Raw genomic sequence first — 12,649 nt, forward strand, 5'->3', positions numbered from 1 at the left:
CTTCACTGCGTTCGCAATGACGACGTTCTCTCACCTTAACCCACAGCGCAATCAGGCAAAGCTTGATCTTGTTCAGCCTCTGCACTCGCCGTGCTAAGAAATTCTTAAGGCTGGGCGATTACGCTTGAACCCATGTTTCAAAGGGGTTCAAGCATGACATTTTTCAAATCCTTCACCTTAAGCCTGGCCTTGCTGGGCTCTGGCACCTTGGCCTTGGCCGATGGCGGCGGTAATCTGCCGTCCCTGCATCCAAAAATGGAACAGGAATGCTCTGCCTGCCACATCGCCTTCCGGCCAAATTTTCTGCCCACCTCATCATGGAAGCAGGTGATGGACTCGCTCGACCAACATTACGGTGCCGATGCTTCCCTGGCTCCTGCCGATCAAAAGGAAATTACCGACTGGATCATTGCCACTTCAAAGGAGCATGGTGAAGCACCTCCAGAGAACCGCATCACCAAGTCGTTCTGGTTCACCCGCAAGCACGGCACCAACCACGTCAAAGCCGATGTCTGGCAGCGCGCCGCCGTCAAGAGCAAGACCAACTGCCAGGCCTGCCACGCCGATGCCGCCCGCGGCGACTTCAACGAGCACAAAATTCGCATTCCCCGCTGAACCAGCGGCATGCTTTCCGTTTCACTTCAAGGACACCGCATGACTTTTCAACTACGCACCTCCCACCTGCTTGTTTGCCTTGCCGTCGCCCTGCCCCTGGCGGCCAGCGCCAACGCCATTCTTGATGGCTACCAGACTGAGACCAAAGGCACATTCAGTGCCGCCGCGGGCAAAAAGCTGTACCAGACCGTGGGCCCGAAACAGTTGTCGTGCGCGTCGTGCCACACCAATTCGCCAAAAAATGTGGGCAAGCACGCCAAGACCAACAAGCCCATCGACCCGTTGGCGCCGAGCGTCAACCCGAAGCGCTTCACCGATGCCAAGCAGGTTGAAAAATGGTTCAAACGCAACTGCAACGATGCCCTGGGCAGGGTCTGTACCACCCAGGAAAAAGGCGATTTCGTAAGCTACATGCTGTCGGTTAAGTGAGGAAGCACCCCATGCGATTCATCACACCTGTGCTGATGGCCGTGCTGGCCACCACTTCCATGGCGGCTAGCGTCAAATACAACGGCGAAAACCGTGGCAAGCCGGTGATGCCCGCCCAGAGCAACGCCAAATGGGCAACAGAATGCGCTGCTTGTCACATGGCCTACCCGCCCGGTTTGCTGCCTGCAGCCTCGTGGCAGAAAGTGATGACCGGGCTGGGCCAGCACTTTGGCACCGATGCGTCGCTGCCCGCCGCTGAGGCCAAGGAAATCACCGACTACCTGGTGAAATACGCCGCCATTCGCTGGACCTCAAGCGCCGCGCCGCTGCGCATCACCGAAGGGCAATGGTTCAAGGCCAAGCACTACGACAAAAAGGAAATTGCGCCTGCTGTCTGGCAACGCGAATCCGTTACGAGTCCGGGCAATTGCATGGCCTGCCACAGCGCCGCTGACAAAGGCAATTTTGATGAAAAATCCATCAAAATTCCTCAGTAAGCAGCACCTTCAATCAGTTCAAATCTCGCTTCGCTGAAAGCCTGCTGCCATGGTACGCACGCTGATCTGGGACCTTCCCACCCGCCTGTTTCACTGGGCGCTGGCCAGCAGTTTTACCTTCGCCTGGCTCACCAGCGATGGTGACCGCTGGCGCTCGATCCACGTCTTCCTGGGTTATTTGATCCTGGGGCTGGTGGTGTTTCGGCTGGTCTGGGGTTTTGCCGGCTCGCACTTTTCGCGCTTTGCCAGTTTCTGGTTTGGCCCCGGCGAGGCGCTTGCCTACCTGAAGCAAGTCGCAACGCGCAAGGCACCACGCCATGTGGGGCACAACCCGACCGGCAGCCTGGCGATTTACACCTTGCTGGCCTTGGCGGTGGTGGTGGGCCTGACCGGCATCCTGACCCTCGGCGGCGACGAGCAGCAAGGCATCGCCGCTGGCTGGCTCAGTTTTTCACAAGTCGAGTGGCTGAAGGATCTGCACGAGCTGGGTGCCAATCTGATGTTGGCGGTGGTCTTCGGCCACATCACGGGCGTTGTGGTGGAAAGTGTCTTGCACCACGAAAATCTGGCGCGCTCCATGGTCACCGGCTTCAAGATGGCCGACCCCGGCACGCCCCGTGCCAAACCGCACACCTGGGTGGCCGCGTGCATGCTGCTGGCCATGCTGGGCTTTGGTGGCTGGTGGTTCGCCTATGCCATCGACCGACAAATTGACGACCAGAGCTGGCACATCAATATGGAAGACGGTACAGGCGAAGCGCCCCACGTGAAATTTGTCGGCAAGACGCTGCCGGACGATCCCCTGTGGCGTGACGAATGTGGCAGTTGCCATGCGGTGTTCTACCCGGCGCTGTTACCGAGCCGATCCTGGCAAAAGATCATGGCCGAACAAGACCAGCACTTCGGCACCGACCTCGGGCTGGACACCGAAACGGTGGCAGCGGTGCTGCAGTTCATGGTTGACAACGCGGCGGAAAAGCATGCGGTGGAAGCGGCCTACAAAATTGAAAAGTCAATTCCGTCCGCTGAGACACCGCTGCGCATCACAGAGACGCCTTACTGGATGAAAAAACACCGCGAAATTGCCGCCTCGGACTGGGCCAACCCGCTGGTGATGAGCAAAACCAACTGCGCGGCCTGCCATACCGATGCCGATGCCGGCACTTTTGAAGACGGCGCCATGCACATTCCCAAGGCCCCTGCAGCCGCAGCGAGTTCCGCGGCATCCAGGCGCTGAGCCGCCAGGTTTGCCGCTCTGGCGCATTTTTGGGCCTTATGTGGTGCGACAATTACGCCATGAACTCAACGACAACCACCTACGCACCCCTGCAGAACGACACCTTTCTGCGCGCCTGTTTGCGCCAGGCTACAGACTACACGCCAGTCTGGATGATGCGCCAGGCCGGACGCTTTTTGCCCGAATACCGTGCCACCCGTGCCAAAGCCGGCAGCTTCATGGGGCTGGCCATGAACACCGACTACGCCACTGAAGTGACCCTGCAACCCACCGAACGCTTTCCGATCGATGCCGCCATTTTGTTCAGCGACATCCTGACCGTGCCCGACGCCATGGGCCTGGGGCTGTCGTTTGCCTTGGGCGAAGGACCAAAGTTCGCCCATCCGGTGCGCGATGAAGCGGCCGTTGCCAAGCTCGAAGTGCCCGACATGAACAAGCTGCGCTACGTCTTCGATGCCGTCACCTCGATCCGCAAAGCCTTGAACGGCCGGATTCCGCTGATTGGTTTCAGCGGCAGCCCCTGGACGCTGGCTTGCTACATGGTCGAAGGCGCCGGCTCCGACGATTACCGCTTGGTCAAAACCATGTTGTACAGCCGCCCCGATTTGCTGCACCGCATCTTGCAGATCAACGCCGATGCGGTAGCGCAGTACCTCAACGCCCAGATCGAGGCTGGCGCCCAGGCGGTGATGGTGTTTGACAGCTGGGGCGGCGTATTGGCCGACGGCGCGTTCCAGGAATTCAGCCTGGCCTACACGCGCCGGGTGCTGGCGCAATTGCACAAGGAGTACAACGGTGCACGCATTCCCAGCATTGTGTTCACCAAGGGCGGCGGCCTGTGGCTCGACGAGATGGCGCAGCTCGACTGCAACGTGCTCGGCGTGGATTGGACCGTCAACCTGACCAAGGCCCGCGCCCTCGTTGGTGGCAGCAAGGCCCTGCAGGGCAACCTCGACCCCAACGTGCTGTTTGCCCAGCCGGCGCAAATCGAGGCCGAGGTGGTCAAGGTGCTGAACGCCTTTGGCACCCCGCACAGCGGCGCTGGCACCGGCCCCACGCACATCTTCAATCTGGGGCATGGCATCAGTCAGCACACCCCAGTCGAGCATGTGGCAGCGCTGGTGCAGGCAGTGCACAGTCACTCGCGCCAGCTGCGTAGCGCCAGCTGATCACTGAGGCGGCTGCGCCACCGTGTGTCCGGCCCGGACTGCTAGCACTTTTTTAAGCTTTTTGAGGCACAAACCTCAAAATAATTCGTCACTTATGCACAAAATTGGTGATGCAATGCAGAAAAGCGGGGCGGCATCCAGCCTCTCGCTACAAAAGACATAGCGATTGCAAGCCATTGATCTATAAGTCTTTTTTAAATTGCCTTTTTTCTGTGCAGCTTAAGCGAGGCCTTGATTTTCAAGGGCTCGCAGGCATTGATGAGTGGTTATCAACAAAGTTATCCACAGATAACTTGGATGACTGATAAATACGCTCAAAATCAAGTACTTAAGGTCATTTACGCAAGTTCACTTGAACAAAATGCCGCAACCACTCGCACCAATCACCGCCTTGACTCAGGTGCTGCTGCACACCCCGGCCTACAGTCAGATGGCGGGCGCGCTGAGCTACCTGAGCGACACCCCGCTGCCGCCAGGAACCCTGGTGCGCGTGCCTCTGGGTCAGCGCGAGTTGCTCGGTGTGGTGTGGGACCACACCCCGGCACAAGCCACCGACGCCACGCTCGACCCCGCCAAATTGCGCCCGATTGCCGCCGCACTCGATGCGCTGCCACCCCTGAGTGCCAGTTGGCGCGCGCTGACCAGCTTTGCCGCCAGCTATTACCAGCGCGCCGCGGGCGAAGTGGCGCTGGCCGCCCTGCCGCCGCAACTGCGCGACCTGAGCAGCGTGCAGTTGGCGCGCAAACTCAAAAAACTCGCCAAGGCGGCAGCAGCTTCAGACACGCCCAAAGACCCTTGGCCTGCGCCAGGCGCGAATGACGACAGCGCAGGCCAGCCGATGGTGCTCAGCGCCGAACAGCGCCAGGTGATCGGGCAGTTTCAACAAAACCCCGGGCCGTTTTTGCTGTTTGGTGCCACCGGCAGCGGTAAAACCGAAGTCTTCATGCAATGCACCGCCGAGCTGCTGGCCAGCTCGCCCGATGCGCAGGCGCTGGTGATGGTGCCCGAGATCAACCTGACGCCACAGCTCGAAGACCGCTTCAAAGCCCGCTTTGCCAGCTGCTACGGTGCCGACGCCGTGGTGTCGATGCACAGTGGCATGACGCCAGCGCAACGCCTTAACAGCTGGCTGGCAGCGCACAGCGGCACGGCGCGCATCGTGCTGGGCACGCGCATGGCGGTGTTTGCCTCGATGCCTCACCTCAAGTTGATCATCGTCGATGAAGAGCACGATCCAAGCTACAAGAGCGGCGAAGGCGCGCGCTATTCGGCGCGTGATCTGGCCATCTACCGCGGCCGCCTGGAGGGTGCCAAAGTGCTGCTCGGCTCGGCCACACCGTCGCTGGAGAGCTGGCACCACAGCCGCCCGGCCACAGAGGGCGGGCGCTATCTGCGCCTTGAGATGCCAAGCCGCATCGGCCGTGGTCAGCTGCCCCTGGTCCGCCGGGTGGACATGAACCACCAGCCCAAGTCCTGCGTGATCTCGCCGCCGCTGCTCGCCGCCATTGCCCAGCGCATCGCGCGCGGCGAGCAAAGCATGGTGTTCCTGAACCGGCGCGGCTACGCTCCGGTGCTGCAATGCACCGACTGCGACTGGAAGAGCGAATGCCCGCACTGCAGCGCCTACCGCGTGTTCCACAAGATCGACCGCACCCTGCGCTGCCACCACTGCGGCCTGAGCGAGCGCGTGCCGCGCGCCTGCCCGGCTTGCGGCAACCCCGACATTGCGCCGCTTGGGCGCGGCACCGAGCGGCTCGAGGAGCAACTGGCCATGTTGCTGGCCGACACCCGCCGCCCCGACGGCCAGCCGGTGCGCATCGTGCGCATCGATGCCGACACCACACGCCACAAGGGCGCACTTGAGTCCCAGCTGGCGCAGGTGCACACGGGTGACGTGGACGTGCTGGTTGGCACCCAGATGATTGCCAAGGGGCACGACTTTCGCCGTATCACGCTGGTGGCGGCAGTCAACCCCGACAACGCGCTGTTTTCCAGCGACTTTCGCGCTCCCGAGCGCTTGTTCAGCCTGCTGATGCAGGCCGCGGGCCGGGCCGGACGCGACGAGGCAGTGGCCAAGCAAAGTGAAATGTGGCTGCAAACGCATCACCCCACACACCCGCTGTACGAGGCGCTTAAAAAACACGACTACCCCGCTTTTGCCGCCTCGCAATTGAAAGAACGCCAGCAAGCAGCCATGCCGCCATTCAGCTTTCAGGCGCTGGTGCGCGCCGAAGCACGCAGCCAGCAAACCGCGCAAGCCTTCCTGAACCTGGCCAGCCAGGCCGCTGCCGGGCAAGCTGACACGGCGGCGCTGTTGGCACACCTCACGCTCTACCCGGCTGTGCCCATGAGTATCGCGCGTATTGCCGATGTGGAACGCGCGCAAATGCTGGTGGAAAGCCCGTCACGCGCCGCCCTGCAGCGGTTTTTGACGGCGTGGCAAGGCGTGCTGCACAGCACCCGCGCCTTGCCCGAATGCAAAGGCGTGCTGCGCTGGGCGATTGATGTGGACCCGCTCAATATCTGAGCGGCCGATGGCAATTGGTTTTGCTCAGGCGGCGGCTTTGGTCGCCACGATCACCTGGAAGTTGCCGAAGAAAGCGGTGTGACGCTCGACGCTCACGCCGGGCATGGCTTGCAGTTGCAGCACCGGGTCGTGGGTGCTCCACAGCGCCAGGCCATAGGGTTCAAAGACCTTGAAATAAGTCCAGCTCAGGGCACGCAACAACCACGGGCGAGGACGGTGAAACTCGCCCAGATAGAGCTTGCCGCCCGGAGCCAGTACCCGCATGGCTTCTTTCAAAGCCTCGATTTTCAGATGATGTGGCAACTCGTGCAGCAGGAAAAACATCACGTTGGCCTGCACCGAGGCATCAGGCTGCTGCATGGCAACGGCGTTGTCCTTGGTATAAACGATTTGCCCCGCATAGTCGCCCAGCTTGCTTTGGGCGTGGTCGAGTTCGTTTTGGATGATGTCGGCAATCAGCACCTTGCTGGCACCCGACTTGACCGATGCCTCGACCACCCTTGGAATCACATTGCCAAAGGCACACGAGGTGATCAACACCTGCTGGCCCTGTAAATCAGTATGCTGCAAACCGTGCGTGATGATGGAAACCAGCCTGCTGTACTGGAACAGCAATATCGCCGAGATGATCGGTTGCCAATCGACCAGCCTGATCAGCCGCATATTGGAGTAAATGGGGTACACGTGGGCGGCATCATGAGACAGGCGCCCCATGGCACCGCGCATGAGCAGCGCGCCGCGTGTCAGGATGAAGAAAAACAGCGCGGTGCTGGCCAGCACCACCACCACGGTAAAGACGGTATAAGAAAACCAGTCAGACATTGCGTTCTTTCAGATAACGGGGGAGAGGGGGGGGAAACAATCCAGGGGAGTAAAAATATCCAGGACCGATTACACGCCCATGGGGAGAAACTGTGTTGATTTAAATCAAAAAACAAAGAGGCCAAGGTAAAACAGTCAGCGCGACCGGTCTAGACCATCAGTGAAACGGTGAGTGAGAACGTCACGAACGCGGCCGCCGTCGATACCAGAATGATGCGCGCGATGCGCCCGTTGTCGGCGCCAAAGCGCTCGGCCAGCAGCGGATGCAAAAACAGTTTGAACAGCGCCACCGGCGAGGCCGCATCGGCCAGCAGGCCAATGGTCTGCGCCACGGGTTGGGGTGGCTGCCAGCCGAGCACCGACACCAGCGCGCCCAGAAAAATGGCCCACGGCATGGGGTTGGCCAGCACGCCCCTGAGGGCTTTTTTGAAGGCCTTGACGGCACCGTGCTCGTCAGCACCATCCAGCCGTGACAGGGCGATGCACAGCGAGGCGGTCACGACCATGTCGATCACCATGGTCAGATCACCGGCCCGGCCGATGCCGCGCCCATGATGGCCACCAGCAGCGGCACGCCCATGAAACCCGAATTGGGAAACGCAGCCACCAGCGCGCCGAACGCGGCGTCGTTCCAGCCAATGCGCATTCAGGCTGACCGCCACGGTGAAGCCGACCGTGATCAGCGCGCACAGCAGCCAGGTGGTAAACACACCCACGTCAAGCAGTTACCCGATCGGCGTGCTGGCGCCAAAGCGGTACAGCATGCACGGCAGGGCGAAAAACAGCACAAAACCGTTCAACCCGGGAATGGCCTCGAGCGGCAACATGCGCCAGCGCGCAGCCAGGTAGCCGCACAGCACCAGCGCGAAAAAGGGAAAGGTAATGACGAAGATTTGTAGCAAAACGGCATTGTCTCAGGGGCTGGAGCCTTGGCCGCCATGTTGGCCCAGCGCCCGGTTCAAGTGCAGTCAGGCCACCTGCACCGGGCCCGCCATGCGGCAATCGGCCAGCATGCCATCGACAAACACATGGAGTTCACCGGCCTGCATGGCAACCCAGGCCTCATCGGTGGTCAGCGGCTCGGTCACCACGATCACCTGACGGTCTTGCGGGCTGTTGAGTTCAGCCAGGTTGACGCTGACATCCTCGTCCTTCAGGTGCACCGGGTGAAATGGATGGGCGCGCAGCACGTAATGCAGCTGGGTGGTGGCGTGCGCCCACAAGGCCTGGCCGTTGCTGAGCAAAAAGTTAAACGTGCCATGCCGGGCAATTTGCGGCACCAGTTCGCGCAGGGTGCAGCTCAGTTCGGCCACCGAGGGCACACCGGCATGTGATTTGGCAAGCTCTTGCATGAGCCAGCAAAAGGCCTGTTCGCTGTCGGTGTTGCCCACCGGGTGAAAACTGCCATGCAGTTTGGGGGCGTAATTTTTCAGATCGCCATTGTGGGCAAAAACCCAGTTGCGGCCCCACAGTTCACGCACGAACGGATGGCAGTTTTCCAGCGCCACCATACCCACCGTGGCCTTGCGCACGTGCGCGATGACATTGTGGCTCTTGATGGGGTAGCTCTTGAGCATCTGCGCAATGGGCGAACTGGCGGCACTGGACTTGTCCACAAAATGGCGGATGCCCTTGCCAGTGGCGGCGCAGTCGCTCTCAAAGAAAGCGATGCCCCAGCCATCCCCATGGTGATCGGTGCAGCCGCCGCGCTGCGAAAATCCGGTAAAACTCAGCGTCAGGCTGGCCGGCAAGTGGCTGTTCATCCCCAGCAGTTGGCACATAAAATCCCGGCCTGTTCAAAATTAAAGGGCAGCACCTGCGACATGCCCAAGCACTATTTTTTTGCTCCCAAAAACGTTGCCTGGCACGCCACAACGACGCGCGGCGATCGACTCCGGTTACGCTGTCGCAAATCGCAAGCCTTAATTATGACGGACGCAATTTCGGCGCTGCGTCCTACCGGAAAAAATTGACAAGGCCAGACCCTTAAAGGCACATGATAAAAACTGTCTTGAAAACCCATCTGCGAAGCCTTGCCAGGTTATTGACCGTGTTGATGACGGGTTCGGTTCTGGCCGCGCATGGGCTGACGCTCGGCGACGTGCAAGGCGACGCCTGGATCGGCATGCCGCTGGACCTGCGCATTGCGTTGCGGGCCGATCAGGACGAAGCGATTGCCGCAGGATGCGTGAGCGCTGACATCTACTATGCCGAGGCACTTCAAAAAACCCCTCGCATCACGGTTCGGGCGCAACACCTGCGTCTGCAACTGCCAGACGTTGTGACCGAACCCATCGTGGCGATTCAGATTCGCAGCACGTGTAGTGCCAGCCAGATGCGCCGCTACGTCCTGCTGGCCGACTTGCCACCCGGCATCAGCGCAACCCAGGTACCGCTGAGCACGCTACCTGATCTTGCCCCCGAAAAACGTACTCCTTAGCTGATGGTCAAATTCAGACATTGGAGAACACGAAATGAGCAAAAGGAAAGACGGCCAAGATACTGGGCGTGCCGACGCAGATACTTGGTAACTGGCTTCGACTCAGCAGCAAAGGCCAACTCACTGGCGCAGGCGACAAGCCTGTCAGCCAGGAACAAACGGAACTGGCCCGGCTGCGCGCGGAGCTATCCAGGGTCAAGATGGAGCGTGACATCTAAAAAAGAGCGACGGCAAGGGCAAGAAGAAATATGTCGTGACTACCGACAGCAAACACAAGCTGCCCATTGCAGAAAACTTGCTGGCGAAAAACTTCACGCCAGAGGCCATGGATGAGGTCACCGACTGGATCAACTTTTACAATCACAAGAGATTGCACTCAACGCTGGGCTACGTCAGCCCAATGACGTTCGAGCAACGCTGGATAGCGGCCCAGCAGCAAGCCAGGAAGTCCGCATAATGGGTGGCTTAAGGAGTACGCAAAACAGGGGCAAGATCAGTTTGGGTTGAGAGGTGTTTTTGGTCATCGCTAAGCTCCTAAGTTAAAAAAGTGACAGAAGCGTCAGCCACGGGGAGACTTTCGATCAATCTGGCCTTTCAGTTCATCCAAGAATCTTCACTTTGGTGTTTCCGGCCCAACCAATGCGCCTCCATGACGATGCAAACCCAAAAATGGCGTTTTCCAGTCCAATAAGATACCCGGCAACTGGGAATTTTCATCACCATGGCCATCAAGAAATCAGAACTCTACTCATCCCTCTGGAAATCATGCGACGAGCTGCGTGGCGGCATGGACGCCAGCCAGTACAAGGATTACGTCCTGATCCTGCTATTCGTCAAATACGTCTCTGACAAGTACGCAGGTGATGCCAATGCCCTGATTGACGTGCCTTTTGGCGGCAGCTTTGCCAACATGGTCGCGGCCAAGGGCGACAAGGAAATTGGTGACAAGCTCAACAAGATCATTGCCCGGCTGGCGGTGGCTAACGAGAGCTTGCAAGGCGCCATCAACGTGGCAGATTTCAACGACGAAGAAAAGCTGGGCAAGGGAAAGGACATGGTGGACCGGCTCACCAAGCTGGTGGCCATCTTTGAAGGGCTGGACTTTGGCGGCAACCGGGCCGAGGGCGACGATCTGCTGGGTGAGGCCTACGAGTACCTGATGCGTCACTTTGCCACCGAGTCGGGCAAAAGCAAGGGGCAGTTTTACACCCCGTCTGAGGTTTCACGTACCATGGCCTTGGTGATTGATTTGGGTCGGGCATCCAGCGCGGGGCAAAGCATTTATGACCCGACCTGCGGTTCCGGCTCGCTGCTGCTCAAGGCGCACGACGAGGCCAAAAGCCGCACAGGGCTGGACTTGGCGCTGTACGGGCAGGAGATGGACAACGCGACCTCCGCCTTGGCGCGCATGAACATGGTATTGCACGACTGCCCCACGGCTGAAATTTGGCAGGACAACACCTTGTCCCGGCCGCACTTCAAAAATACAGACGGACACCTCAAAACCTTTGACTTTGTGGTGGCCAATCCGCCGTTTTCCACCAAAGCGTGGACAAGCGGGCTTGACCCGGTCAACGACTTGTACGGCCGCTTTGAGTACGGCATTCCGCCCGAAAAGAACGGCGACTATGCCTTTTTGCTTCACATGCTCAAGAGCCTCAAAAGCACAGGCAAGGCGGCAGTCATCCTGCCGCATGGCGTTTTGTTTCGGGGTGGAGCCGAAGGCGGCATACGCAGCCGCATCCTGAAGCAGGGCTTCATCAAGGGCATCATTGGCTTGCCTGCCAACCTGTTTTACGGCACCGGCATCCCGGCCTGCATCATCGTGCTCGACAAAGAAGGCGCGGCCGGGCGCAAGGGCATCTTCATGATCGATGCCAGCAAAGGCTTCATCAAAGACGGCAATAAAAACCGACTGCGCGCGCAGGACATCCACAAGATTGTGGACACTTTCAACCGGCAACTGGAAACGCCCAAATATGCGCGCATGGTGCCGCTGGCTGAAGTTGATGCCAACGACTTCAACTTGAACCTGCCGCGCTACATTGACAGCACCGAGCCAGAAGACCTGCAAGACATCGCTGCGCATCTGCTGGGCGGCATCCCTGATGCCGACATTGACGGTCTTTCCGCTTACTGGCAGGTGTTCCCCCATGTGCGCCAAGACCTGTTTGCCGCTGACCGCCCCGGCTATTGCCGGCCCAAGGTGGAAGCCGCCCAAGTCAAGGCCGCGATCTTTGGTCACCCCGAGTTCACGGCCTTCAACACGCGCGTGACCCACTTGTTTGATACTTGGAAAGCTGCCAACACGCCGCTGCTGACGGGCATCGGGCAAGGTGACCGGCCCAAGGTGCTGATTGAGGCACTGTCTGAGCGCCTGCTGGAAACCTTTCGAGGAGATGAAGCCATTGCCTCCCTGATCGACCCCTACGGCGTGTACCAGCACCTGATGGACTACTGGGCCGAGACCCTGCAGGATGACGCCTGGATGATCGTGGCCGACGGCTGGCAGGCGGTGCAGGCCGGCAAGCCCAACACCGATCTGATCCCACCTGCGTTGATCGTGGCCCGCTACTTCGCCGCCGAGCAAAAGGCCATCGAGCAACTGGAAGCCGAGCGCGATGCCATTACCCGCCAGATGGAAGAACTGGACGAGGAACACGGTGGCGAAGATGGCCTGCTGGCAGAGGCCAAGAACGACAAGGGCAAGCTCACCAAGGTCAGCGCCAAGGCCCGACTGGCGGACATCAAGCGCGACAAAGATGCAGGTGAAGAACGCAAGCTGCTGCAAACCTATGTTGATCTGACCGAGCAGGAAGCCACCGCCAGCAAGGCCGTGAAAGAGGCCACCAAGGCGCTGGCTGCCAAGGTAGCGGCCAAATACGGCCAACTGAGCGCGGCTGACATCAAGAC

10 protein-coding genes and 2 pseudogenes are annotated in these 12,649 nt (G+C 59.7%); 9 read left to right on the forward strand and 3 right to left on the reverse strand.

The window, feature by feature from the left end:
- Nucleotides 1–153: 153 nt before the first annotated feature.
- From IBX54_RS07635 to priA, 6 genes are all read left to right on the forward strand, one after another.
- A complete protein-coding gene (locus IBX54_RS07635) occupies nucleotides 154–615 on the forward strand; it encodes a cytochrome C (protein ID WP_296542072.1) in 462 nt (153 codons plus the stop codon).
- A gap of 39 nt (nucleotides 616–654) precedes the next feature.
- Nucleotides 655–1,044, forward strand: coding sequence for a DUF1924 domain-containing protein (locus IBX54_RS07640; RefSeq protein WP_296542073.1), 390 nt, complete (start codon nucleotides 655–657; stop codon nucleotides 1,042–1,044).
- Between the two features lie 11 nt (nucleotides 1,045–1,055).
- On the forward strand, nucleotides 1,056–1,541 hold the full coding sequence (locus tag IBX54_RS07645; protein WP_296542074.1) for a diheme cytochrome c: 486 nt from the start codon (nucleotides 1,056–1,058) through the stop codon (nucleotides 1,539–1,541).
- Between the two features lie 49 nt (nucleotides 1,542–1,590).
- Nucleotides 1,591–2,778 (forward strand): cytochrome b/b6 domain-containing protein, encoded by a 1,188-nt coding sequence (locus tag IBX54_RS07650; protein ID WP_296542075.1) that lies wholly within the window; start codon nucleotides 1,591–1,593, stop codon nucleotides 2,776–2,778.
- Between the two features lie 59 nt (nucleotides 2,779–2,837).
- Nucleotides 2,838–3,947 (forward strand): uroporphyrinogen decarboxylase, encoded by a 1,110-nt coding sequence (gene hemE / locus IBX54_RS07655; RefSeq protein ID WP_296542076.1) that lies wholly within the window; start codon nucleotides 2,838–2,840, stop codon nucleotides 3,945–3,947.
- Between the two features lie 361 nt (nucleotides 3,948–4,308).
- The gene (gene priA / locus IBX54_RS07660; RefSeq protein WP_296542077.1) at nucleotides 4,309–6,474 is read left to right on the forward strand and encodes a primosomal protein N'; all 2,166 of its coding nucleotides are present in this window, start codon (nucleotides 4,309–4,311) and stop codon (nucleotides 6,472–6,474) included.
- A gap of 24 nt (nucleotides 6,475–6,498) precedes the next feature.
- Here priA and IBX54_RS07665 read toward each other — a convergent pair whose 3' ends face one another.
- The 3 genes and pseudogenes from IBX54_RS07665 to IBX54_RS07675 form a co-directional block, all read right to left on the reverse strand.
- On the reverse strand, nucleotides 6,499–7,296 hold the full coding sequence (locus IBX54_RS07665; RefSeq protein ID WP_296542078.1) for a class I SAM-dependent methyltransferase: 798 nt from the start codon (nucleotides 7,294–7,296) through the stop codon (nucleotides 6,499–6,501).
- 149 nt (nucleotides 7,297–7,445) lie between these two features.
- A pseudogene (locus IBX54_RS07670) lies at nucleotides 7,446–8,198 on the reverse strand (AEC family transporter).
- A 66-nt stretch (nucleotides 8,199–8,264) separates the two neighbouring features.
- Entirely contained in the window at nucleotides 8,265–9,077 is an 813-nt protein-coding gene (locus IBX54_RS07675; protein WP_296542079.1) for a class II glutamine amidotransferase, read from the reverse strand.
- Nucleotides 9,078–9,346: 269 nt separating this feature from the next.
- On the opposite strand from IBX54_RS07675, the gene IBX54_RS07680 reads away from it, so the two are divergent.
- From IBX54_RS07680 to IBX54_RS07690, 3 genes and pseudogenes are all read left to right on the forward strand, one after another.
- A complete protein-coding gene (locus IBX54_RS07680) occupies nucleotides 9,347–9,736 on the forward strand; it encodes a hypothetical protein (RefSeq protein ID WP_296542080.1) in 390 nt (129 codons plus the stop codon).
- A gap of 53 nt (nucleotides 9,737–9,789) precedes the next feature.
- A pseudogene (locus IBX54_RS07685) lies at nucleotides 9,790–10,193 on the forward strand (IS3 family transposase); the annotation flags it as partial.
- A gap of 264 nt (nucleotides 10,194–10,457) precedes the next feature.
- Nucleotides 10,458–12,649: type I restriction-modification system subunit M (locus IBX54_RS07690; RefSeq protein ID WP_296542081.1), on the forward strand; the 2,192-nt coding region annotated here is incomplete at its 3' end.

The organism is Rhodoferax sp., from assembly GCF_014859475.1.
Lineage (GTDB): Bacteria > Pseudomonadota > Gammaproteobacteria > Burkholderiales > Burkholderiaceae_C > Rhodoferax.